At 58.0% G+C, this 21,225-nt stretch carries 25 protein-coding genes; 10 read left to right on the forward strand and 15 right to left on the reverse strand.

Features of this window, described 5'->3' with window-relative positions; all coding sequences use genetic code 11:
• Window positions 1–48 precede the first annotated feature (48 nt).
• The 4 genes from ACYQ54_RS25180 to ACYQ54_RS25195 are packed head-to-tail and all read left to right on the forward strand — an operon-like array spanning window position 49 to window position 4,410.
• Window positions 49–1,230, forward strand: a complete 1,182-nt coding sequence (locus ACYQ54_RS25180) for a polysaccharide biosynthesis/export family protein (protein ID WP_460087374.1) — start codon at window positions 49–51, stop codon at window positions 1,228–1,230.
• A gap of 13 nt (window positions 1,231–1,243) precedes the next feature.
• Window positions 1,244–2,437 (forward strand): glycosyltransferase family 4 protein, encoded by a 1,194-nt coding sequence (locus tag ACYQ54_RS25185; protein ID WP_460087375.1) that lies wholly within the window; start codon window positions 1,244–1,246, stop codon window positions 2,435–2,437.
• Window positions 2,430–3,260 (forward strand): sulfotransferase family protein, encoded by an 831-nt coding sequence (locus ACYQ54_RS25190; protein WP_460087377.1) that lies wholly within the window; start codon window positions 2,430–2,432, stop codon window positions 3,258–3,260. The genes ACYQ54_RS25185 and ACYQ54_RS25190 overlap by 8 nt, the downstream gene beginning before the upstream one ends.
• A 4-nt stretch (window positions 3,261–3,264) precedes the next feature.
• Window positions 3,265–4,410 carry a glycosyltransferase gene (locus tag ACYQ54_RS25195; RefSeq protein ID WP_460087378.1) on the forward strand — a complete coding sequence of 382 codons (1,146 nt, stop codon included), beginning with the start codon at window positions 3,265–3,267 and terminating at the stop codon, window positions 4,408–4,410.
• Window positions 4,411–4,435: 25 nt separating this feature from the next.
• Here ACYQ54_RS25195 and ACYQ54_RS25200 read toward each other — a convergent pair whose 3' ends face one another.
• The 3 genes from ACYQ54_RS25200 to ACYQ54_RS25210 all read right to left on the reverse strand — a co-directional run bounded on the left by ACYQ54_RS25200 (window position 4,436) and on the right by ACYQ54_RS25210 (window position 7,522).
• Window positions 4,436–5,107, reverse strand: a complete 672-nt coding sequence (locus ACYQ54_RS25200) for an HAD family hydrolase (RefSeq protein WP_460087379.1) — start codon at window positions 5,105–5,107, stop codon at window positions 4,436–4,438.
• 126 nt (window positions 5,108–5,233) lie between these two features.
• Window positions 5,234–6,205: an ATP-grasp domain-containing protein gene (locus ACYQ54_RS25205; RefSeq protein WP_460087381.1), complete on the reverse strand. Its 972-nt coding sequence runs from the start codon at window positions 6,203–6,205 to the stop codon at window positions 5,234–5,236.
• Window positions 6,206–6,718: 513 nt separating this feature from the next.
• The gene (locus ACYQ54_RS25210; protein WP_460087382.1) at window positions 6,719–7,522 is read right to left on the reverse strand and encodes a class I SAM-dependent methyltransferase; all 804 of its coding nucleotides are present in this window, start codon (window positions 7,520–7,522) and stop codon (window positions 6,719–6,721) included.
• Window positions 7,523–7,606: 84 nt separating this feature from the next.
• Between ACYQ54_RS25210 and ACYQ54_RS25215 the strand changes: the two genes are divergently transcribed.
• On the forward strand, window positions 7,607–8,383 hold the full coding sequence (locus tag ACYQ54_RS25215; RefSeq protein ID WP_460087383.1) for a winged helix-turn-helix transcriptional regulator: 777 nt from the start codon (window positions 7,607–7,609) through the stop codon (window positions 8,381–8,383).
• Between the two features lie 132 nt (window positions 8,384–8,515).
• Here ACYQ54_RS25215 and ACYQ54_RS25220 read toward each other — a convergent pair whose 3' ends face one another.
• Together ACYQ54_RS25220 and ACYQ54_RS25225 are read right to left on the reverse strand one after the other, a co-directional pair.
• The gene (locus ACYQ54_RS25220) at window positions 8,516–9,160 is read right to left on the reverse strand and encodes a Vgb family protein (protein ID WP_460087384.1); all 645 of its coding nucleotides are present in this window, start codon (window positions 9,158–9,160) and stop codon (window positions 8,516–8,518) included.
• A gap of 9 nt (window positions 9,161–9,169) precedes the next feature.
• Entirely contained in the window at window positions 9,170–10,390 is a 1,221-nt protein-coding gene (locus ACYQ54_RS25225; protein ID WP_460087386.1) for a helix-turn-helix domain-containing protein, read from the reverse strand.
• A 400-nt stretch (window positions 10,391–10,790) separates the two neighbouring features.
• Between ACYQ54_RS25225 and ACYQ54_RS25230 the strand changes: the two genes are divergently transcribed.
• On the forward strand, window positions 10,791–11,483 hold the full coding sequence (locus ACYQ54_RS25230; protein ID WP_460087387.1) for a DUF899 domain-containing protein: 693 nt from the start codon (window positions 10,791–10,793) through the stop codon (window positions 11,481–11,483).
• Between the two features lie 120 nt (window positions 11,484–11,603).
• Here the strand turns inward: ACYQ54_RS25230 and ACYQ54_RS25235 are convergent, their stop codons facing one another.
• The 6 genes from ACYQ54_RS25235 to ACYQ54_RS25260 form a co-directional block, all read right to left on the reverse strand.
• Window positions 11,604–12,392 (reverse strand): prephenate dehydrogenase/arogenate dehydrogenase family protein, encoded by a 789-nt coding sequence (locus tag ACYQ54_RS25235; RefSeq protein WP_460087388.1) that lies wholly within the window; start codon window positions 12,390–12,392, stop codon window positions 11,604–11,606.
• A 531-nt stretch (window positions 12,393–12,923) separates the two neighbouring features.
• Entirely contained in the window at window positions 12,924–13,433 is a 510-nt protein-coding gene (locus ACYQ54_RS25240) for a DUF6515 family protein (RefSeq protein WP_460087390.1), read from the reverse strand.
• Window positions 13,434–13,452: 19 nt separating this feature from the next.
• Window positions 13,453–14,226 (reverse strand): DUF2092 domain-containing protein, encoded by a 774-nt coding sequence (locus tag ACYQ54_RS25245; RefSeq protein WP_460087392.1) that lies wholly within the window; start codon window positions 14,224–14,226, stop codon window positions 13,453–13,455.
• Window positions 14,220–14,588, reverse strand: coding sequence for a hypothetical protein (locus ACYQ54_RS25250; RefSeq protein WP_460087393.1), 369 nt, complete (start codon window positions 14,586–14,588; stop codon window positions 14,220–14,222). Before ACYQ54_RS25250 ends, ACYQ54_RS25245 begins: the two co-directional genes overlap by 7 nt.
• Before the next feature lie 374 nt (window positions 14,589–14,962).
• Entirely contained in the window at window positions 14,963–15,568 is a 606-nt protein-coding gene (locus ACYQ54_RS25255) for a DUF1176 domain-containing protein (protein ID WP_460087395.1), read from the reverse strand.
• A gap of 68 nt (window positions 15,569–15,636) precedes the next feature.
• Window positions 15,637–16,140, reverse strand: coding sequence for a hypothetical protein (locus ACYQ54_RS25260; RefSeq protein WP_460087397.1), 504 nt, complete (start codon window positions 16,138–16,140; stop codon window positions 15,637–15,639).
• A 271-nt stretch (window positions 16,141–16,411) separates the two neighbouring features.
• Here ACYQ54_RS25260 and ACYQ54_RS25265 point away from each other — a divergent pair, with 271 nt between their 5' ends.
• The 4 genes from ACYQ54_RS25265 (at window position 16,412) to ACYQ54_RS25280 (ending at window position 18,604) form a co-directional block, all read left to right on the forward strand.
• Window positions 16,412–16,909, forward strand: a complete 498-nt coding sequence (locus tag ACYQ54_RS25265) for a hypothetical protein (RefSeq protein WP_460087399.1) — start codon at window positions 16,412–16,414, stop codon at window positions 16,907–16,909.
• Window positions 16,910–16,978: 69 nt separating this feature from the next.
• Window positions 16,979–17,527 (forward strand): hypothetical protein, encoded by a 549-nt coding sequence (locus ACYQ54_RS25270; RefSeq protein ID WP_460087400.1) that lies wholly within the window; start codon window positions 16,979–16,981, stop codon window positions 17,525–17,527.
• A 5-nt stretch (window positions 17,528–17,532) separates the two neighbouring features.
• Complete coding sequence (locus tag ACYQ54_RS25275; RefSeq protein ID WP_460087403.1) at window positions 17,533–18,069, forward strand: hypothetical protein; 537 nt, start codon at window positions 17,533–17,535, stop codon at window positions 18,067–18,069.
• Complete coding sequence (locus tag ACYQ54_RS25280) at window positions 18,035–18,604, forward strand: hypothetical protein (RefSeq protein ID WP_460087405.1); 570 nt, start codon at window positions 18,035–18,037, stop codon at window positions 18,602–18,604. Before ACYQ54_RS25275 ends, ACYQ54_RS25280 begins: the two co-directional genes overlap by 35 nt.
• On the opposite strand, the gene ACYQ54_RS25285 is transcribed toward ACYQ54_RS25280, so the two are convergent.
• From ACYQ54_RS25285 to ACYQ54_RS25300, 4 genes are all read right to left on the reverse strand, one after another.
• On the reverse strand, window positions 18,549–19,199 hold the full coding sequence (locus ACYQ54_RS25285) for a hypothetical protein (protein WP_460087406.1): 651 nt from the start codon (window positions 19,197–19,199) through the stop codon (window positions 18,549–18,551). The two genes, ACYQ54_RS25280 and ACYQ54_RS25285, sit on opposite strands and share 56 nt — an antisense overlap.
• Window positions 19,200–19,206: 7 nt before the next feature.
• A complete protein-coding gene (locus ACYQ54_RS25290; RefSeq protein ID WP_460087408.1) occupies window positions 19,207–19,509 on the reverse strand; it encodes a PAN domain-containing protein in 303 nt (100 codons plus the stop codon).
• Window positions 19,510–19,553: 44 nt separating this feature from the next.
• On the reverse strand, window positions 19,554–19,853 hold the full coding sequence (locus tag ACYQ54_RS25295; RefSeq protein WP_460087410.1) for a PAN domain-containing protein: 300 nt from the start codon (window positions 19,851–19,853) through the stop codon (window positions 19,554–19,556).
• Window positions 19,854–20,028: 175 nt separating this feature from the next.
• On the reverse strand, window positions 20,029–21,012 hold the full coding sequence (locus ACYQ54_RS25300) for an AraC family transcriptional regulator (protein WP_460087411.1): 984 nt from the start codon (window positions 21,010–21,012) through the stop codon (window positions 20,029–20,031).
• Window positions 21,013–21,225: the final 213 nt, after the last annotated feature.

The raw sequence follows: 21,225 nt of genomic DNA on the forward strand, positions 1-21,225 counted from the left end.
GGGGAATGTACGTTGAGTATTCGGTTGTTAATTGCCCTGATTTCGTTGATGGCTTTTCTTGGAGCTGGCCGCGCGGCCGAGCAGTACAGGCTCTCCGGTGGTGAGACGCTGGAACTTCGCGCCGGTGCCTGGGATGCCAGAAACAAGATCTTTGCCAATTGGGATGGTGTTGCCGGCTCCTACAAGATGGCGCCAGACGGCAATATCTACGTCCCGATTGCGGGTGCTGTGGAAGTCGTCGGCAAGACCCTGGACGAGGTCGCGGACACAATTGCCAGCCGGATGCAGCGTATTGTCGGTTTGACCGAATTGCCCGCAGTGTCGGTCGAAATATCGCGATATGCGCCGATCTTTGTGGGCGGGGCGGTGACAGCCCCAGGTCAGTTCGACTTCACGCCCGGCATGACGGTTGAAAAAGCTCTTGCGATTGCCGGCGGGTTTTATCGCCTTCCGAACGAAGACGGGACGCGGCAGACCTCGCTCACCAAAATAACGGGCGAGATCAATCAGCTTCGCGGAACGGCAGCCGGCCTGGCTGAGCAGCAGAAAAGGCTTGAGCAGGAAGTCCAGCTTTATTCGGCGGAAGAGCTGCCTGATACGGTCGAGTCGCAATCCTCCGATCCGGTGCAGGCCAAGATCCTTTCCGTCAACATCAGGGTGATCAAGGCCGAGATCCAGAGCCTCAAGGATCTTCGCGTCCTGCTCAACGAGAAGATCTCTCAGTTGTCTGAAGAAATCGTCCTGCGCGACAAGCAGATCGAACTGGCCCGCAAGGATCTCGCCTCGATGGAGCATCTGAAGGACAAGGGGCTGGCCGTGACGACGCGTGTGTCAGCAGCCAATACGACGCTCAACGACCTGGAGGCAAAACGCCTGCAGCTTGAAGTGGCCCGTCTCGACGCGCAGCAGCGTCTCAATCTCGCATTGCGAGACGCCGCCACCCTGTTCGACAAGGCCCGCGGGGAAAAGCTTTCCGAACTCATGGAGGTGAAATCGAAACGTTTCGAAGTCGAAGCCCGTCTCGACCTGGCCCACAAGGTCTACGCCGAGGCACTCGCAACAAACTCTGTCGATGCGACCGAAACGGATAGCATTGTCACACCTTCCTACAGGATATCGCGGTTCGAGAACGGCGAAATGCAGAGCTTGAACGTCGATCTGAACGCCTTCATGCGTCCCGGTGACAGTCTGACAATCACCCTGGCAGTGTCCGAGCCAGCGTCCAGGTAGGTCCGGAGCAGTCATGAGACGCATTCGAGTATTATTTCCGTTCGTTGGCGGACCGGTTCTGGGCGGGAGCCATATCTCGGCGCTCAGCCTTGCCGCCTCGCTTGATCCGGACCGGTTCGAGCCGCGTGTCCTCGTTCATTTCGAGCCCGGTGCCATTGGCAAAAGGGCACGGGATCTGGGTCTCGACTTCGAGGTGCTGGAGGACACGCCGCTGATGTCGTCGCCCGGCCTGCCTCTGCCGGGCCGTGTGGGCCCGCTGGGCTATCTGACGCGAACATTGCCGGCGCTGCGCAGGACGCTGAAACAGATTGATCCCGACATCGTGCATACGAACGAAGGACGCATGCACGCCAACTGGATCGTGCCAAGCAAACTGTCCGGTTGCCGTCACCTCTGGCATCATCGTCAGGACCCGGCAGCCAGAGGCGCGAACACACTCGCCCCCTTGCTGGCCGATCACATCGTGAGCGTTTCGCACTACGCCATGCCATCGCGTCCTATCCGTTCGATCGGCGACCGGGCCAGCGTGATCCGCAGTCCGTTCGACTTCCCTGCCGTCCGGCCTGACCGCGCGGCCGCCCATGCCACGCTTTGTGACGAACTCGGTCTGCCGAGGGACGCGATGCTGCTCGGGTATTTCGGCTCGATTATCAAACGCAAGCGTCCAGACGGATTTGTTCGGGCGGTTGACGCCGTTCGTCGCGCGCTGCCGGACCGTGAGGTGCACGGATTGCTGTTCGGAGATGCCGTCGCTGCAACCCGGGGACTGGACGAAACCTGCAAGACACTGGCCGACAGCCTGGGGCTGGCAGACAACTTCCATTTCATGGGCTTCCGCTCACCGGTTTTCGAGGCCATGAGCGGTGTCGACGTCATGCTTGTTCCGGCCGTGAACGAGCCGTTCGGGCGGACCCTGATCGAAAGCATGTATCTGGGCACACCCGTCGTCGCGACGCGTCACGGGGGAAACGTCGAAGCGATCGCGGACGGTAGGACGGGCTTTCTCGTCGAACCGGATGTTCCGGAGAGTTTTGTCGAACCGATCAGCAGCCTGATTAGCGACCCTGCGCTGCGAGCCCGCATTGCAGACGCGGCGCAGGCAGATGCTTCGGCCAAATACGGGGCCGAACGCCACGTTTCCGAAATTTCCCGCCTTTACGAAAAGCTCGTCGTGGGCCCCCAGGTAGCAGGTACCGCATATGCTTGACTCAAATATACGATTTCTGATTTTCGGCGCTGCCAAATCCGCAACGACCTGGCTGCAAAGATCTCTTGAGCGCAGTCCGACGATATCGATGCCAAGTCCGGAACTGCACTATTTTTCCGATGAGTATCACCGGGGGGCGGACTGGTATTTGTCTCAGTTCAACTTCGACAAGCCGGACGCAATCGTCGGCGAAAAGTCCAATACCTATCTCACGGTTCCTGAAGCAGCAGAGCGAATCCGGCGGGACCTTCCCGATGTCCGGCTGGTCGTGCAGATGCGGGAACCCGCGGCGCGTGCCTACTCCGATTATTGCATGCTCTTGCGGCGGGGGGAGGTGTCCCGAAACATCGAGGATCATCTTGACCCGGCCAGGGCGGCGGATAAGCGGTTCATCAACAACGGCCGTTATGCCCTGCATCTTCGCCGGTTCTACGATCTGTTCCCGACGGAGCAGATCCTGCTGCTGCTGTTTGAGGATATCCGGCGTGAGCCAGAAGCTCAGCTCGCCCGCCTTGCCTCTCATATCGGTCACGAGGCGCCCTTGGCCCCTCCGGTGGACAGCAAGGTCAAGGACAAGAACGCGGCCATGGTTCCGCTGCCTCTGCGGAAGGTGCTGAAGCCGTTTCGGCCGGTCCTGGACGGTGTCCGGCATACGAAACCAATCAAGGTTCTTCGCGACGCCGTTGCCCGGCCACAGGAATACCCCCCATTGAGCCCTGATCTGGAAAAACGGCTGCAGGATTTCTATGCGCCGGAAGTCAGCGAGCTTGAACAGTGGATCGGCAGACCGCTCGACGTCTGGCGCGGCATGCGCGGGGCCTGAGCGGATGGACGAATTTGCCAGCGACGGTTTTGTGGAGGAGGCTGCTACGGACGCTGGTCCACCGGTCATGCATGTGATTACCAATTTCGCCGCGAGCGGCGGTGCGGAAACGATGCTGGCAAGACTTCTGGCGGCAACAGGCGATCCGGCAGTCGTGGTGTCCCTGATCGACGTTTCGGATCGTAATCTGAATTTAGCCGCGCGTCCGGATGTGGACTATCATTCGCTCAACGCCCGTGGTGCGGCGCAGATGCCGGGCGCAATCATGAAACTGACCGGGCTTATGCGGGAGCAGCGCCCGCGAGCGGTGCTGTGCTGGATGTATCATGCGATGGTTGTCGGCACCTTGTCGGCGCGGCTTGCGGGCGCCCCGCCCGTTTTCTGGACTGTGCGCCAGGCGCTTGACGACCCCCGAAGCCTGAGCCGTAGCACGCGTCTTGCAGTCGCAGGTGCGCGTATGCTTTCGTCCCGCGCTGCCGGCATCGTCTATAATTCGGCCCGGGCGAAAGAGCAGCACGAACAGTATGGTTATGCCGCGCAATATGGCACAGTCATCCCGAATGGTGTGGTGGTGCCAGAGCAGGCGGAGCGCGCGCCACGCAAGGCCCGCGTGTTCGGTATTGCCGCGCGCTTTCATCCGCAGAAGGACCATCTGACCTTCTTCCGGGCCGCGGCACAGATCGCGGCGCAATTTCCCGATGCTCGCTTTGTCGCTGCAGGCCACGGTCTCGATGAGCACAACAGCGAGGTCATGGCTCTGGTGGCGGAAGCAGGGCTCGATCCGTCACGCCTGAAACTGCTCGGCGAACTGCGTGACATGGAGGATTTCTATTCGCAAATAGATGTTCTCGTCCTGTCGTCCCGAACGGAAGGCTTCCCGAATGTGGTCGCTGAAGCCATGAGCCACGCCCGCCCGGTGGTCACCACCGATGTTGGCGACGCAGCTCTTATCGTGGCAGCCACCGGCAAGGTCGTTTCGCCGGGGGATCCGGATGCATTGTCCGAGGCTATGGCGGACCTCGCCCAGCTGACCGCCGATCAGGTAGCAGATCTCGGACAAAGGGCTCGAGTGCGCATCAAGGAGAATTACCAGGTGAAGCACATCCTTGATGAGTACCGGGAGGTTCTGTCGCAGCGCCTTCCCGTGTAACGGCACGCTTGTCTCAGTCAGACAGCTATTTTATGGACTGCATCTGGACTTTCAACGTGGCGTCAAGGTCGTCGAGCGACGTTATCTCCACATGGGCCGCATGTGCGTCGTCTTTCGCGTGTGGTGAATGGACCGCCCCCGTCCGCCGGATTTGAACGGTGATCCAGCCGCGCGCTTTTGGTGTCACGAAATCCTTTGCCGGATTGTCGGCGACGTAGACCATTGGCCCGCTGTCTGCCGCAAGTTCTTCCATTTCCTCGTAAGCGCGAGGATGAGGCTTGCCGTAACCTTGCGGCCAGTCGCCGGTCTTGCGAATATTTTCAATCCACCGCTCGACCCCGAGAGAAACGATCTTGGCGTTTTGAGTTGCCGCAGGTCCGTCGGTAATCAGGCCGAATGGACCGCGCTGGTGCTCAAGATAACGGGCCGCATCCGGAGCCAGCGAAATTTGCGGCGTGTGGCCGCGGTAGGCCGCAACAAGATCGGGGATCAAGTTGCCGTCCCCGCTGTGACCGAGATTTTCAAGCGCGCGATTGAAGATCTGGCGCCGCTCGCCTTCCTCGAACAGCGTCCTGCAGGCATTGCCAAAGCCTGAGAGGCCTTCGCGCTCTTTCATCCATCTGTCGAGAAAGCGATAGCCACTGAACGCAAAATCCCGCTCCAGGTAGAGCGTATCGTCCAGATCAAAAACAATCATCGCAATCCACCAGACAAACGATATCGGGCCGATATTTCTAGGTTGCGGGCAGGGCGACCAGTGCTGGGGCTAACCTTATGATTGGATGCCAACGAAAGGACATTGCCCGCGGAAACTCCGGGACAGCTAGCCGTCGTAGATCGCGCTGTCGAAACGGAGCATTTTGACATTTTCTCGCCAGTCATCATTTGCGCTGCATGGGCGGTCCAGCACTTCTTCAAGCAGCCATTGTGCAAAATAGGCGCCGGCATGGTCGGCCAACGGATAACCGCCACCGAATCTTGCATTGATTTCAATGACACGAGGCCCAAGATCCGGGTCGTCGATCACCTGAAAACAGGCGACGCCGCGCAGGCCGGGCAAGGCTCGATGCACGCCTTCGGCGATCTGCCGGAAATCCTCCCGGCGAACCGTTCTTCCCTTCTCGACTTCACCCGCGCGGGTCTGAATGCGCAGATGCGGAACCACGGTTCGCAAATGGCCGCCTTTATCGACGAACATGTTGATCGTGTATTCCGGACCACGCAGAAGCTGCTGGAACACCATGGGTTCCTCAAAACCGTCGGGCAGCTCGCCGATATTCTGAAACACCTGCAATCCCCGGCTGGCGCTGCCGCCACTTGGTTTGGCAAAAACCGGCCAGCCGAGCGCATCCGGATCGGACAGCAGCGCTTCGTGTCCCAGGGATCCGGGGACGGGTACTCCTGCCGCTTCAAGCAATTCCGACGTCAGCCGCTTGTCCCTCACAATTTCGATGACGTCAGTCGAAGAAACATGCAGCCGCGCTCCCAGTCGGGCGAAGGCGTCCGAGACTTCCGCAAGAGGCATCAACTCCGGGTCAATCGTTGGAACCACCAGGTCGACCTGATTGTCACGCACGATGTCGAGAATTGCGTTGGCATAGCCCGGGTCAGTGCATCGGGGCACGGCTAAGGATCGGTCTGCACTTGCGCATGCTGCGCTCAAATCCGGAACGAGGTCACAGGCAAGTATTTCCAACTGGATACCCAGGCGTTCGGCGGCAGATTGAAAGCACTGAAGCAATCCAACGCGGCGTCCTGCGGAACATATCAATAGTCGCAATTCTTTGACCGGCACAACAAATTCTCCGGAAATGTGAGAGGCAAATCAAAATGAATATCGAATTAGTATACAAGCCAACTTAGGCCGCAGGGAGAATATACCCAGCCTTGGCGATTTTGTGAATTCCGATTCATGACCGTAAAGACGTTGGCGTGTTCTTTTTGATTTCTGAATATCACCTTCGAAACCTGATCAAGCGACACGAAGATGCAGTTGTCTGGGGCGGGTAAAAGGCTCCAAAGGCTAATTTACCCACTCCAAATTGGCCCTTCAGATGGGTGTTCAGCCACGTTCCCTGGCTTGAAGGTTGTCGTCTCGGGTTTGACCAATACCATGCTGCAATTTCAGACCCGCCGATTACTCCGCTCTGTCACAACTCACGATCCCGTGGCACCGGCACATGAGACTGTTGGGGTCGCGTTCCAACGATAACTGTCTTTGGGATTGGATCAAACCCGGCGTGCGTCCGAAACGGGGCCGCAAATCCCACTGGTCAATTCTGGCGTGCCCTGTCCGTTCGCTCTGGAGTTAACCGCGAGAACGGGCTTTCACTGCCCAGGCACGCGCCATGAGACTGATCGGGACTTTGGCCCCCATCCGCTCCTTGAGGGCGGACTTCAGGGCTTTGCGTCCGTCTTCCGACAAGCTCGCACAATATCCCGGAGCTGGTCCGACCCCCAGCGTAAAGGGATGCCAGAACGCTTCGAAATCGGCAAACTCAGTGGGAATCTCGATCTGTGTGATCTCAGGATCGTCCAACCCTGCTTCAGAGCATAACTTGGCCAAGCCGTGCTTCGTGCAAGAGGGAAACCGCGAACTTTCATCGAGCTTGGTCGCTCTTGCGTCGAGGGAAGCCGCAGTCTTCCAAAAGGCGTCAATGAAGCCGACGCCACCACCGGGATAGTCCCAGACATAAAACGACAGAAGTCCGCCCGGCCGCAGAACGCGCCTCATTTCTGCAAGGCCGGCCGCCTGGTCAGGAACGAAGTTCAATACGAGACCGGATGTCACGACATCGAAGCTTCCGGCATCTGCGGGCAGTTTCTCGGCATTCGCAGTTTGGAAGCTTGCCTTCGGATCCACGATAGCTCGTCTCGCATGCGCGACAAAGTCTTCAGAAGCATCCGTCGCCACGAGCGATTTTGGAGAACATTTCCGGAGAATGGTGGACGTCAACGCCCCGGTTCCGCATCCCAACTCGAACCAGTCGGCATTGTTCGGAGCGTCCAGCCAATCGAGATACCTGGCCGCGATCATTTGGCTCCATCGACCCATGTATTGCTCATAGCTTTGCCCTGCCGTCCACGCGTCATAGTCTGCTTCTGTGATCATCGTCTTCGCCACTTCAAGTATCAGGGGGCCACTGAGCCCCTGGAAGCGCCGTCACACGGTCCGGGAGCTCTGGTTCCATTTTCGATGGGGCTTCAATTCATTCAAGTTCAAAAACTGAAGTTGAATGACCAGGGTGTTGCGAGTAAGCAAATACGTATGGGCAAGCGTCAGGGATATGGCCAATTCTGTCCGATTTCGCGGGCAGCCGAACTCCTAACGACCAGGTGGACACCTTTGGTTGTGCGCGAGCTGTATTTCGGCAGCACGCGATACAGCGATTTGCGGCGGGGTTTGCCTCGAATATCCAGTGCTTTGCTTTCGCAGCGTCTGAAAGAATTGGAACTCAACGGCATTGTTACCTGCCAGCCCGCCGAAAACGGGGCGGGGAATATTTATGGCCTGACCGAGGCAGGCCTCGCTCTTTTTCCGGTCCTTGAAAGCATGGGACGTTGGGCGCAGGCGCATAGCAGCAACGACATGACCAGGGACGAAAACCTGGATCCCGACCTCTTGATGTGGAACATCAGACGCAGAGTGACCAGCGAGGGTATTCCCAGGGAAAAGCACTTTGTCGTGCTGTTTCATTTCATGGGCGTACCAACCAAACGAAGCCGCTTCTGGTTGCTGTTTTGGGACGGGGAAATCGAAGTTTGTGTTCGTGACCCGGGATACGAGATCGGCCTTGCGGTGACTGCGCATATCCGGACGTTGACTCAAGTCTGGCTTGGACACTTGCCGCTGGATTCAGCGATCCGTAAGCATGAGCTCCTGCTTGAAGGTGACAAGGCAGATGTTCAGGCCTTTTCCCGTTGGTTCACGTTGAGCGCCCTGGCAATTAGAGATGATTTCGATCTGCAATAGGTTTTTGATCAGCCAACCGTCTGGAGGCCCGCTTGAGGCTTCTGTTGTGAATTCCGCACCAAACTCTTCGATGGCAATATTCCGAAATTCAAGCTGGTCCGAACAAGGGCGGCAATCGAACCTGAGATCGGGTCACTCCAGGTCGCTCCGTGGCCGGCGAACCACCAACACCTTTCCAGCGCTTCCGGTGCCGCAGAAAAAACGGCCACCGCCATCAGACTCAAGCCCCGAAACACCTGACCCCGATGGCATCTGTAAATGCTCCAGCACTTCACCCGAAGTGGCATCAATGCGCCGGATATCGCTTTCGCCGTCCTGCCAGGTGCCATGCCAAAGTTCACCGTCCACCCAGGTGACACCAGTGACAAAGCGGTCGGACTCGATGGTACGATGTATCTTTCCGGTATCGGGATCAACCTGATGGATCCGGCGATCACGATGCTGACCGATCCATAGAAACCCTTCGGCCCAGGCCAACCCGGAATGGCCCGTGCCCCCAGGCGCTGGAATTGTGGCCAACACTTCGCCGGTCTTGGGATCGACCTTGTTTATTTGGGCACCGGCAAGCTGGAACAGGTGTTGCCCATCGAACGCCGTGCCTGCATCCGCGGTCGTGTCTATCGATGCGGTGATCTCGCCGCTTTCAGGATCGAGGGCGTTCAGCCTGTCTCCCGATGCGAACCAGACATGATTTCGATCGAAACTGACCCCGGCAACGTCATCAATGCCGGAAAAGGGCCCGTATTCGCGGATGATCTCTGCTGCTTTGTGTTTCATATGGCTACCTTAATCGGAGGCGATCGCCAGAGGGAGTAACAAGCTTGTCGGGAAACCGGGAACACTCGCTGTGATCCAGCGGCAGGCCCGTCCTCGCCCGAAGGACTGAACCTTGCCGGCAAAGGCAAGGTCTTCAAGCGCCCTTTGCACGGTGCGCGGACTGACGCCGAGAGCCATGGCCAGCGCCGAACTCGACCAGGCTTCACCGTCTGCAAGCAAGGCCAGCACCTCTGGATGATCACTTTCGACAGGAGGCGCCAGAACTGCGACCTGGCGGGTGCCGACAGGCTTGAGCGTAAACCCTTGACTGGTTGATGTAACAGCGGCGAAGGGCTTGATAAGCTTGCGAAGCCTTGCAATTTCCACACGCAGTCTTGCCCGGTGGGATTCATCCGCTTGCTTTGCCCCGAACGCGCGTCCGAGAAGAATTTCGCGCGAAACATCCTGCGGCCAGAATTCGGCAAGCGTACGCACAAGCGCGAGCAGGACAGGGCGGCTGTCGAGAGCGATTATTACATCCCCCGCACGCAGGGCGTTTCGGCAGGTATCAACAATCAGCATGTCCGAAGCGATCAGGGCCTCGACACCCTCAAGTTGGAGCAACTGGTGTCCGCTGCTGGAGACGAGGCGAGCTGCAGGTGCTTCCAGCGTCTGACGAGCTTTGGCAACCTCGGCCATAAGGCTGGGAATGCCGGAGGCTTGCGCTGCTTGCTCAGCCTGATCGAGCGCGATTCTTGCGGCACTTGTTCGGATCTGCCGCATGGCAATGCCAGCCGCAACAAGGCCGCAGCCGGCGCGGGATGCAGGTGGCAGCACGTCGCTGTCGATGGTGTCGAGGATCTCCTGGGCATCTTCAAGCCGGCCGATCAGGAGAAGCTGGCGGGCTTCGATATAGCCGGCATGCGCAGCATTCGTCCAATCGCCCTCGATCTCGAGTGTTGCCCGCACCCCTTTGAGCGCTTGAAAGGAACGGCCCAGGTCGCGCGAGACAAGAGCGATCTCGGCTTCGGCAACGATGCAGCGCGCTCTCGCCATTGGCTCCTCTGACCCGAAAGCGCGTGCGGCCCCTTTTAGAAGATCTCTGGCGCGCAACAGGTCGCCGAGCTGGGCCATCGCAATACCACGCAAGGCCAGCGCGGGGGCGTCATTGCGCAATGCAACCCGTTTTAGTGCAGCCAGGGGATCTCCGGTTGATAGGGCACGCGCTGCGGCGGCGATCAGCAAGTCCATGAAAATCCCGTCAATCTTGTAACTCTCACCCGAACCGCCTCCGGATCTAAGTCTTTGCTCACCGCGTAATCGCGGCAAACGCCGGATCAATCGAAGGACAGATAATGACGAGGATTGCAGCCGCAGGGAAGGCATCAGCACGACCTGGCCACTCCCTTTACGCGGAAAGTTGGCTTGGCCTTGCCGCAGCGCCAACCTTCGCATTGATGGCCTGGATTTCCGGGACAGGGCCAGAAGCAATGGCGATCTGCTCTTCTGTTCCAGGCTTACTTCCGGTGAACGACATGGCTCTGATGTACCTCCTGATGAGCCTTTTCCACCTGGCGCCCTGGCTGAGGCTCTGTTCCGCCAAGGGGCGGCGCTTTGACAATTCCGCAAACCGAACTGAAGGAGAATGATCATGCAACATTCTGTTGTTTCACATGACGACTGGCTCGCCGCCCGGCGGGAGTTGCTGCAAAAAGAAAAGGACCTGACTCGCTTGCGCGACCAGGTGCGCAGCGAGCGTCAGGCGCTGCCATGGGTGCGCATCGAAAAGGAATACGTGTTCGATACAATTGACGGCCCACGCACGCTTGCCGGTCTGTTTGACGGCCGGTCTCAGCTCGTCGTGCAACATTTCATGTTCGCGCCGGGATGGAAGGAAGGCTGCCCGAGCTGTTCTTTCATGGCAGACCACACTGACGGCATGAACCTGCATCTTGCCCATCATGACGTGACCATGATTGCAGTGTCGCGCGCACCGCTTGCCGATATCGAACGATACCGCCAGCGCATGGGCTGGAAGTTCGGATGGGTCTCGTCCTCAGGCAGCGACTTCAACTACGATTTCCGGGTCAGTTTCACACCCGAGGAGATCGCGAGTGGTCACATAGATTACAATTTCGGTGGCTGGAACATGACAGGCGAAGAATGGCCAGGCATCAGCACCTTCTACGAGGATGAGGCCGGGGAAGTCTTTCGGACCTACTCGACCTACGGCCGCGGTGTGGAAGCGATGATGGGTACCTATGCCATGCTCGACCTCGCGCCCAATGGACGTAACGAGACCAGGGGCATGGATTGGGTGCGCCGCCACGATCGTTACGAGTAGACACCGCAAGTGTCGCTGTCGGACAGATCCCTTTGACTGAGGCGGAAAATCTGCAGTTCGAGGGATCTGTGCACCGCCAGGATCGCCGCACACGTTCAACGGCCAAACCTCAAAACACGATTAGTCCGCCAAACTTTGCGGCAGGCCCGACGGTTCGGGCCATTGCGGAGCCTCTCGTAATTCAATTTCAAGCTCCGACGCGAGGTCGAAGAAACGCCGGCGCACGCTTGAAGCGTACGGGTTCAGACATTCGATCGCATCGAAGAGTTCCGGCGGATCGTGGCGAACCATCTCGACAGCTTCGTTGAGCAAATCGAAGCTCCGGGTGGTGGTCATTTGGGGCAGTGGCCCCATCTTCACCAGCACTTTTGCGATTAGGTGGGTCAGTCCTTGGGAAAGGGCGGCATCACGATCGTGCGCGTCTGGTGTCGTTTCAAACACATTCAGCCCGAGCGCCGCCTTGAGAAAGGCGGCCACCCGTTTGTGGCTGCGGCCTCTCAAAGGGCAAAGTGCGATTTTCAGACCCTGCACTCCGTTTCGGGCGCTTTGCGGTCCGAAAAGCGGATGGGTTGCAAGTATTTCGACATGCGGTGGAAGCAATTCCAACATCAGACGGGCGGGCTCGACCTTTACCGAACCGACATCCAGCACCAGCGCACCTGGACGGACATGCGGTGCTATTGCCTGCAACGTCTCGCCCATGCTTGCAACGGGTACAGCAACCACGACGATCCGGCAGACGGCCACCTCAGCCAGATCTGCGCTACCTTCATAATGCGGATCGAAGATCTGCAGGTCGAAGTAAGGAGAAAGACACTTGGCGATCAGTCGCCCGAACGCTCCGTATCCGATAAGCCCCAGGGAGGGCGAACGACGGGGCTTTGATGTTACAGCTTGGCAAACAGTCATACCTTAACTCGGTAAATTGGCTGCGAGGCCAGAGCTGTATACCGAGTCACAACCGCTGGCGATGCAGCGGTAAAGAGATTGCAACATCCCACCGCTAAGTTGGCAGATAATAGTAGTAGTTCGCAGTTGTGTGCGGGATGTTGCTCATGTTCTTTCGCTAGCAAGCCCTTTGAGAGTTGTCAATGCAACTGCTTTCTCTTGCAGGAACACCCTGACGAGGCGAAATGCTGCAAGTCGATCTGCCCGGCAAATGACATATCCGGCGGCACGTTGATCCGACGCTGTCACCCGTCAAGTTCGCAGCGCGTCAGGAAGCGAAAGCCGAGGGTGTTGGGAATTTCGAGGCACTGGTTGGCCCATGGCCACTCGCAGGGCGGCGATCCTTCGATCTGGCTATTGCCTTGGCCTTTGCCAAGCAGGCGGAGACCAACCGATTGCAGGGCGGCCTCCGGGCCGCCCTTTTCGTTTCCGGACAAGAAGCATACAAACCGGCCGCAGACCTGACGTCATTGGTTTGTGGCCGAGTCTTGTCTAGCGCGGCGGGTTTACAACGATGTAGTTGATCGTCGTTCCCTGGTATTGCGGTGCGTACCAGACATTTCCGCACTGTTGGTAGGCGATGCCATTGACCACCACCTGAGTGCAGCCGGAGGGCAGTGACGCGACAATCGTTCCGACCGCCAGCGCCGTTGCGGTGATTGCTGCAGCCGCAGCGACGGGATGATGGCCGCGGTCATAATAGCGGTTGTCGACGTTGATGTTGGTGTTCCTGTTGACGTTCACGTCGACATTGTTGCGGTTCACCACGGTATTATTGCGATTTACCACCGTATTGTTGCGGTCAACCACAGTGTTGTTGACCTGACGGTGAACACTGCCGCCCGCACGGTTGTTCACGGTGTGACGTCCGCCACCACCACCACTGCCACGGTGACCACCTCCACGGGCTTCCGCCTGGTCGGTGCTTGCAAGATGAACCGTCGCCGGAACGAGGCCGTAAATCAGGAATGCCGAAAGGGCTGGTATCAGGATTTTGCGCATGATCGATTGTCCTCCCGGTTTATTGGTCAGCGGTTTCTGCGGTGTAGATGCGGATCTTTTGAGCCCCATCCGGCGGGGAAAAACTGAAAACCGATGCATCGAACGTCGCTTCAGGCGTCATGTCGATGACAGCTGAATATTGAGGTCTGGCAGGTTGCGACAGGTCGACGATGGCCAGCTTGCAAGGAAGCTTCATGTCTCCCTGAGTGATCCAGATCTGCCAGCTCACATCCTCCTGTGCGAAGACAAACTGGTCGCAAAGGCGTCCTCCAATATTCGCAGGTCCGACCATGGTGGCAGCCGTCACATCCGCGAGATTGTCCTGATCGGTACCCCAGAAGAACAGGTCCGCAAGCGGAAGCTGAAGATCATGCCGTTCGGCGGCTTGTTGCAGCGTTTCGCGGATTGTCGCGGGAGCCTCGAACTGGGCATAGTAACCGAGTGTTTCACCGTAGACCGTCACCATCTGACCGTCGTAGGTGATGCTGCGGTGAAGATCCGCGCCCTTGATTTCGGCCCGAAGTCCATCCGGAACCCGCACGGAGATCGTGACTTCCTCGTTTCTTTGAACGAGAACGTCGTCGCTCACGACGTCGTCATAGGCAACATTGGCGTGAATGCCGAAACTTTTCAGTTCGCGAAGCTGCTTGCCCATTTCGGAGACGGCGGCAATGGCTGCCTGTGTTGCTTCGTCATCGGAACCATCCGCCGCCATTGCAACGGGTGGCAGCCCAAGCGCGGCCAATAGACCGACAACAACCGGGACTGAAGCATTCCTTCCGGTATTTACCATTCCGACCTCCAAATGTGCGCGTGTTTCATCTGTTTCGGGAAAACGGATCTGCGCCGCGACAGCCGATCTGCAAAGGCGCGAAAAAACTTATCGGGAACAGGAACGTTATGGCAGGCCGCCCCCGTCGTGTTCAGGTCCAGCCCCGGCATCGGTGATGAATTCAAACAGGGTACCGTCAGGCGGAAAGCGCGGGCCAACACACAGTCCGGTGTCTTCGAACCGAACCAGACGTCGATGGAGCCAGCCTCATTCCTCGGCAAATCGTCATTGCCGTTGGTCAATGGCAGCAATTGTTCTGTTTCAGGCATCGTCCCATCCGTCATGTTGAAAGCCGTCACCGTACAGTTCAGCGCAACGGGCATGTCCGGCGGTCTGCAACACCATGACAGGTGTGGAAGAATAGGCATACTCGAAAAACGCGAGTGAGCATCGGGAAACAGACAGGGCCGGGTCAGCTCAGCGCGATCGAGTTCAGAACGGAGGACGGCGGTGACAAGCGGAATGTGCACCATGTCTACGCGACAAGCCCTATGCCAAGCTGAGCCAGATGAAATCGTTGACGTGATCTGGGAAGAGGCAACGTGTGCCTGCAAGGAGAAGCGGCTAAACAGGCAGGGGACTTGGCGGAACCCGTATCGACTTTTGTCGGGCGGATCCGCAAGAGACACTGCGACGTTCTGATGTGATCGACATAAAGCTAGCCGGCTGCGATTTCGTGCAAATGAGACAGGGACATCTAATCACGGGAACGAGAATCGAAGATGAGCGGAAATTCGCCCGGGACGGAAGTTCCATCGCACTCCGGTTGCCAGGCGTATTGCATCAGCCGCAAATTGCCTTCGGTAAACCACCATTTGCCCCTGTGACCGCAATCTCCCAGGCTGCGTCCCTTCAGAAAGCTCGTGAGGATACCCGTCTGGCTGTCCCATTCCGGGTTGAATATCTCCGGTTCCTGTGCCCAACCGTCCGTATGTGAATATTTCTCAAGACCCTTGAGTGTGATTTCACCCGCACTTTCGAGAAAGATCACATCGGACAGATTGTAGCCGCCGCCTGCACAGGGCACGATGAAGAACTGGGAAAATGCTTTGGGATCTTCGGCAAAGACATAGACCTTTCTGTCATCGAGCTCCGGCAGCGGACGGCAGAACTCGAGGCTCTCACGCATCTCCCTGATCTCGGGTGGCAGATCCGACAGCGGCCGCACATCCGCAGGGAGGCTCTGCCCTTGCTGTGAAGTGGGCCCGGAGACGTTCTGCTGTGTTTCAGCCCAAGCAGGGCCCATCAGGAAAACTGCGCAAACCGTCAGTTTCAGCAGCTTGGTGTGCAGGGTGCAGGACATTTACATTCCTCCGCAGAAGAGGCTTCCGGTCCAACCATTGTCGGTATTAGAGGCCATGGATCAGGGCTTCAGGATGGAATGTCCGCAATGCGCCAGCCGTCGGCTTCGGGAACCACCTGGAATTCGTCCGTGCCTTCGTCGTTGTCCCCATCGATGGAAACACGGAAAAACACCTTCACGTAGACACCGTCGCCTCTTGCCGCCTTGCGCCCGCGCAACTGAAACCCGGCGACTGTCCACTTCTGCCATTTGGCGATTTTCCGTTGCAGACGCGAGCTTCTGTCAGCAACGAGGGTTTCCTGCCACAGGCTGTCTCCGCGCATACGGCTGGCAAGGAACTTGACCACCACTTCCTCGGGCGAGGCCGGTGAGGGGTTCAGGTCTGCGGCCAGTTCCGGCCCGATATCGGCTGCGTCGACGTAGATCAGCCAGCCGTCGTCGCTCTCCTGTGTCCGAGGCGGTGAGTAGTCGGTTGACTGCGCAATCGACAGCTTCAGCGGTGCCATCACAAAGATGCCGCCCGCGACGGCAGCAATAAAAACGATGGCGGCAAGCAAATGTCGCAAGCGCATGAGTGTCTCCTCTTTCTGGCCAACGATCGCTCCCGTCGCCCGGAACAGGAGGAAAGCCTATCAGGCGAGGAAATCGCCGGCTTGGACTAAGCGCTCGGAGAGCTTGGACACAACGGTACCAGATGGCATTCCCCACACGCGGTCAGCATGCGCAAGCCGCTGGCGGCAAGGCGTGTTTTGTCCAACCCGGGCAGCCACTTGTGTCCAAGCCAGAGCGGCACGGATCGTTACCATGCGGTATTACCATGGGTTCAAACCAGAGGAGAATGCGATGCCTTCCTTGCCCAACAGGCGCGTACTTTTGTCTTCCATTGCCACTATCATGCTGCTCGCAAACGCAAGAGGTTCCATGGCCGCAGACCCGAAAGACACCGCAGACCAGATCTTTTCGATCTATGTCGATACGCTCGTGCAAACCAATACGCTTCTGGAAGGAACCCCGCCTGCTGAGGATGTCGCGGACAAGATGGCTGCGATCAAGGAGGCTTCGGTGACCAAAGTCGTTGCATTGGGCCACGAGGTTGCCGCGATGAGTGAAGCGGATCGGACAGCCGTCGAAGCCAGCCTCAACAGTTCCATTTCGTCGATGACCTACAAGCCTGAAACCAAGAAGGTCTACGAAGGGTACCAGGCTGTCTGGGGGGCTTATGTCAAAGGCGACAAGGAGCTTTTTCAGACTATCAAATCGCTAAATATTCTGACCCAATATGCCTTCTTTGACCTGCTCAGGAAGCAGGAGCCCGCAGAAGCGGACAGGCTCGGGGTGTGAGAGCCCGCTCGGGGCAGCGGGAGTTTCGTCTCCTGCTGTCTCGCCCTTGTTTGCCGAGTGAGACCTGAAATGCCGGGACGATTGAAAATCCAGTGTGCCATCCTGTCGGCTGTTCTTCTGACAAGCTCCGCCGCGGCCGGTGTGCTGTCGGATTTCGTGGCGCCCGCTTCAGGTGACGGTTTCTGCTGGGAAAGAACCTACAGCGACGCCCATCTTGCGCGCCATCCCGGGCAAAAAGTCACCGAGCTGAGGTTTCTTCTGCAGTATGATGCCAAGAGACAGGATTATGATTTCAACATCGATATCGCGACGCGCGAACGTGCTGGAACCGTGACGGGCTCCTGCGATGTCGACGCGGTTGAGGCGGTGGTGTGCACAGTCACATGCGACAGTGGCGAGGTTATGCTGAAGCGATCCGGCTCCGGCAACGCGATCCTGCTGGAAATCGGCAAAACCGGACGGCTGATGGTCAATGCACACTGCGCGAACGGTGGCGGTGCACCCGCATTCGCGATCGAGGCCGAACCCGATGACAGGATATTCAAGCTACAACCTGCATCCACACGTACCTGCACCGTTCAGCCTTTCGGGCCGTTCCTGGATCAACGGGGGAAATAAGAACAATGCACTTCGCGACCCTGCGCATCATGGTCTTTACTCTTTTGCTCGGGCTGGCAGGTCAGGCGGGTGCCGAGACGCTGGACGAGATACTGGCGCCAGTCGCCGGCACTTCTGCCTGTTGGCAGCGTGTGTACCCGGATACGCATCTGGCCGACCATCCCCGGCAGAAAGTGACATCTGTTCGCTTTAGCCTCGCCTACCATGAAATGGACCATCACAAGTCCGGTGAAGGGGAGTACAATTTTGCCGTCGACATCGAAACACGCGAACGTAGCGGTTCGGTAGTCGGCCTGTGTCATGCAGACAGCCAGGGCAGGATCATCTGCGGCGGAGAATGCGACGCGGGCGTCCTCAGCCTTCGCCGATCCGGTTCGCAAGGGTCGCTCCTGCTCACCCTGGAAAGCAGCGCACTTTCTCTGACGGAATGTGGGAGCGATCTGTCTTTCCGCCTATCTGCGAAACCTGACGACGAGAAATTTCTGGTTCATCCCGCGGCCTGTGTCGATGACCTGCCCAACTCCGATGCTGCCGGAAATTAGGGTCAGCCGAACGGGTCTCGGGGTCTGGTTCATTCCGCTCGTCGGTTTTGGGCTTGCCTGGAACGTGCTTCTGCTCAGCGGATATGATCTCGGCCAGTTGATCTACGGTGCAAGGGTCCTGGTATCGGACGCGCCGGGGGGCGGGGATGTCAGCCGTAGCTTCGCCTATTCGGGCCTTGCCCTGCTGACGACGCTGCCACGCCGGCTGGGTGGGGCCGTGGGAGCTCTGGGGTGTGTTGGGTTGTTGGTGCAACAGCAATGGGCATTCATCCCGCTGGTGCTGTCGACGCTGCTGCTGTTCTGCCCTCTTCTCGTCTGGATCGTCACCCTGGCTTTCTGGATGCCGCTTGATCCTCTCGGGTCCGTACCCTTGCTTGCCCAGGCCGTTATAACGGCCCTGACTGGCATTGGATTTCCCGTGCTTGCACTGTTTCTCCGGCGTCCTCGATCGGCAGCCTGCCAGGTGCGGCAGTCGATCTTCACGACCCGTCGATATCGATCGATATGGTTCCGGCGGTCCCGTCCGGCGCGTTGAGCAACAACAGATAATCGCCGGCCATCGGCTGAAGGTTTGCCGAGAAGGGTGTTGCAGCTCCCGGGGTGATCTTGGTCACCACATAGCCTTTCAAAATGAGACCCTCTTCCGGCGGCGGCGCATTGCGGTCAGGGTTATCGACGAGCACCGCGGCCATATCCCAGAGGTTGATGTCGATGGGGCTGTATATTTCCAGGCTGCCTTCGCTGGTGGAAGCACTTCCCGATATCCGGATTTTCCTGGAGTAATAGAGCGTGTTGCTGGTTCCTGCCAGTTTCAGGCGAAAGAACCCCTTCAGTTGCCCGATCGTGACCGATCCAGTCACGCTGGACGAACCGCTGCTGGCAAAGGAAGTGGCAAGCCTGGAGTGTATGTCGCGAGCGCTGCCTGATGTTCTTGACGGGGGCTTTTCCACGAATTTGCCGCCCTCCAGATACTTTTCCCTGAATGCAAGCGCCTGGCACCAACGCTGATCCCGGGTATCGAGCCGGTCGTTGGTGGTGAAATCCCTGCAATCCGGCGGCGCAGCGGCCGCCGGACTTGAGAAGAAAACGCCGGCAAGCATCATGGAAACCAATGCGTCCCGCACGGCCATGAGTGTCTCAAACCTTGCCACAGAAAGTGCTCGTCGATTCCTCTTGCTTGAATATCCCTGCGATCAGCTTGCACTGACCGGGCGCGGACTTGTCGAAACTGTGTGGCCGGAAACTCCAGCTGTCGCAGCCATCCGTTTCCTTGCAGGCGGTCTCGCATTCGGCAGGCTGTGTGAATGTTTCGACAAAACCGACCTGATCCACCGGCGTGATGGAACAATGTTCAAAATTTGCGGAAGCATCGGCGCTGTCATCGGCATGGGCCGCCGTTACCAGGGCTCCGAAAAAAATTGCAGCAACAATCTGTTTCATCATTTTGACTCCAGAAAATGAAATTGAAATGGTCTTCCGCAGGTTTACAAACGTCCGCAGAAGTCCTTCGGGTTTTCCTCTTCTTCCGACACAGCCGCCATCAGGCGGCATTCGCCCGGACTGCTTTTCGGGTTGAAGTTGTGCGGCTGATAGGACCAGGCTGTGCAGCCGTCGGTCTCGGTGCAGGCAATTTTGCAGGCCTCGGGGCCAACGAGCTCGTAGGAGTGTGCCAGAAGCCCACCCTCCGGCCACAGTTTGCAATGTTTCTCCTGGGCAGATGCCTGTGAGACAAGGATGAACAAAGCCGTAGCTGCAGTTGAAATCAGGGTCTGACGAATTCTCATTGTGTTGCTTTCCTTGGTGGAGGTCCTTCAACCCCTTCAGAATAACTTTCCTCACAGGCGCAGACTTGGACCAGACGCTCGCACCGCTTGTCCAAAACGCGACTTTCCGGGCAGCCCGTAAGGTGACGAATTGAAGCCGGCTGCCTTTCACTGGCCGCGTTCGGAGCGCCGTCCCTCATGATCTTTCAGCAGACGAATGTGCAGATCCATTGCGAACATCGCTCGGCGTCATGCCGAAGCGCTGCTTGAAACACCTGTTGAAATAGGAAATGTCGTTGAAGCCGCTCTGAAGCGCGATTTCCGTAATATCCACCTGTCTGAAGTGGGGCGCGCGCAGCATCCGGTGCGCAGCATCGAGGCGGGTCGAGCGCAGCAGATCGGAAAAGCGCTGCTGCCGCGACGCCAGCAACTTGCGGATATATCCGGGAGAAATATCCAGCTTCCGGGCAACATCGTGCACGGAAAAATTGGGATCCGCAGCGTGCTGTTCAACTTCAGCCCGGATTGCCGCGATCCGCGTCGCGAAAAGCCCGCCGCCCTCTTCGCCGGAAAATTCCCAGAAGTCGCGGGACGCGCCGATCAGCAGGCCGACGACCTCGTGAACGTGGCGCGAGATCATTTCAGCGGTGTATCGGCCAAGTTCGTCATCCGGCAGGGGTGTCGGAGAGTTTTCACCCATCAGCATGACAAGATAATTCTTCAACAGCGTCAGCGTCCGGTGTTCGTTCTGAACGACTGCGAAACCGAAGCGGTCTACGTTGCTGACGTAGCGGGCGACATTTTCCCGAGAGACCATGAGGGCAAGGTGTTCACCGCCGGTCGAGAAGGTCGTGCCGACTTCATATGAGCGCCGGATAAGAGCATCGCCCTGTCCGATCTGCGCTTCCTTGCCCCCTTCGTGCAACTCCATCTCCCCGATCTGGGGAACGATCAGGGTCAGGTTGTCACTCGCATCGGCGAGCATATCACGTGTCTGTTCATACCGGACTGCGCTGACCGAGCCATGCGAGACGTTGAAGTCCGGCATTGCGAGAAAACTGATGTCATGACGGAAGGGTTCATCGCCGATCGGATCAATATCCAGCCGAAGAAACTGCCTTCCGAACAATTCCCTCCAGGCATTGAGCCGGGCTCCCTCGTGGAAGACAGAAGCAGACATCACCCCGCGATGTCCCAATGAACTTTGAGCTTCCATAATGTCGGTCTTCTCTTTCAAAGAACGGTCTTCGTAAAAGCGTCCTGAAAAAGAAAATCATCAAAAAACGGGGCCTGCCCCGTTCATTCGAAGGGGGCGGTCGGTCTAATTGCGGTTTTTACTTCCAGAACACCATCAGTCCTGCTCGATCGCCGGATCGAGAAAGGCAGCCATGTC

It is taken from the genome of Roseibium sp. LAB1, assembly GCF_054658235.1.

Excerpts from the sequence above, each read along its gene's own strand:
- ACYQ54_RS25230 (WP_460087387.1), top strand. The coding sequence starts at position 10,791 with ATGCAACATTCTGTTGTTTCACATGACGACTGGCTCGCCGCCCGGCGG.
- ACYQ54_RS25185 (WP_460087375.1), top strand. The coding sequence starts at position 1,244 with ATGAGACGCATTCGAGTATTATTTCCGTTCGTTGGCGGACCGGTTCTG.
- ACYQ54_RS25180 (WP_460087374.1), top strand. The coding sequence starts at position 49 with ATGGCTTTTCTTGGAGCTGGCCGCGCGGCCGAGCAGTACAGGCTCTCC.
- ACYQ54_RS25215 (WP_460087383.1), top strand. The coding sequence starts at position 7,607 with ATGGGGCTTCAATTCATTCAAGTTCAAAAACTGAAGTTGAATGACCAG.
- ACYQ54_RS25295 (WP_460087410.1), bottom strand. The coding sequence starts at position 19,853 with ATGAGAATTCGTCAGACCCTGATTTCAACTGCAGCTACGGCTTTGTTC.
- ACYQ54_RS25220 (WP_460087384.1), bottom strand. The coding sequence starts at position 9,160 with ATGAAACACAAAGCAGCAGAGATCATCCGCGAATACGGGCCCTTTTCC.
- ACYQ54_RS25255 (WP_460087395.1), bottom strand. The coding sequence starts at position 15,568 with ATGTCCTGCACCCTGCACACCAAGCTGCTGAAACTGACGGTTTGCGCA.
- ACYQ54_RS25290 (WP_460087408.1), bottom strand. The coding sequence starts at position 19,509 with ATGAAACAGATTGTTGCTGCAATTTTTTTCGGAGCCCTGGTAACGGCG.
- ACYQ54_RS25270 (WP_460087400.1), top strand. The coding sequence starts at position 16,979 with ATGCCGGGACGATTGAAAATCCAGTGTGCCATCCTGTCGGCTGTTCTT.
- ACYQ54_RS25190 (WP_460087377.1), top strand. The coding sequence starts at position 2,430 with ATGCTTGACTCAAATATACGATTTCTGATTTTCGGCGCTGCCAAATCC.
- ACYQ54_RS25280 (WP_460087405.1), top strand. The coding sequence starts at position 18,035 with ATGACCTGCCCAACTCCGATGCTGCCGGAAATTAGGGTCAGCCGAACG.
- ACYQ54_RS25300 (WP_460087411.1), bottom strand. The coding sequence starts at position 21,012 with ATGTCTGCTTCTGTCTTCCACGAGGGAGCCCGGCTCAATGCCTGGAGG.
- ACYQ54_RS25225 (WP_460087386.1), bottom strand. The coding sequence starts at position 10,390 with ATGGACTTGCTGATCGCCGCCGCAGCGCGTGCCCTATCAACCGGAGAT.
- ACYQ54_RS25245 (WP_460087392.1), bottom strand. The coding sequence starts at position 14,226 with ATGGTAAATACCGGAAGGAATGCTTCAGTCCCGGTTGTTGTCGGTCTA.
- ACYQ54_RS25275 (WP_460087403.1), top strand. The coding sequence starts at position 17,533 with ATGCACTTCGCGACCCTGCGCATCATGGTCTTTACTCTTTTGCTCGGG.
- ACYQ54_RS25240 (WP_460087390.1), bottom strand. The coding sequence starts at position 13,433 with ATGCGCAAAATCCTGATACCAGCCCTTTCGGCATTCCTGATTTACGGC.
- ACYQ54_RS25250 (WP_460087393.1), bottom strand. The coding sequence starts at position 14,588 with ATGCCCGTTGCGCTGAACTGTACGGTGACGGCTTTCAACATGACGGAT.
- ACYQ54_RS25285 (WP_460087406.1), bottom strand. The coding sequence starts at position 19,199 with ATGGCCGTGCGGGACGCATTGGTTTCCATGATGCTTGCCGGCGTTTTC.
- ACYQ54_RS25200 (WP_460087379.1), bottom strand. The coding sequence starts at position 5,107 with ATGATTGTTTTTGATCTGGACGATACGCTCTACCTGGAGCGGGATTTT.
- ACYQ54_RS25260 (WP_460087397.1), bottom strand. The coding sequence starts at position 16,140 with ATGCGCTTGCGACATTTGCTTGCCGCCATCGTTTTTATTGCTGCCGTC.
- ACYQ54_RS25265 (WP_460087399.1), top strand. The coding sequence starts at position 16,412 with ATGCCTTCCTTGCCCAACAGGCGCGTACTTTTGTCTTCCATTGCCACT.
- ACYQ54_RS25210 (WP_460087382.1), bottom strand. The coding sequence starts at position 7,522 with ATGATCACAGAAGCAGACTATGACGCGTGGACGGCAGGGCAAAGCTAT.
- ACYQ54_RS25235 (WP_460087388.1), bottom strand. The coding sequence starts at position 12,392 with ATGACTGTTTGCCAAGCTGTAACATCAAAGCCCCGTCGTTCGCCCTCC.
- ACYQ54_RS25195 (WP_460087378.1), top strand. The coding sequence starts at position 3,265 with ATGGACGAATTTGCCAGCGACGGTTTTGTGGAGGAGGCTGCTACGGAC.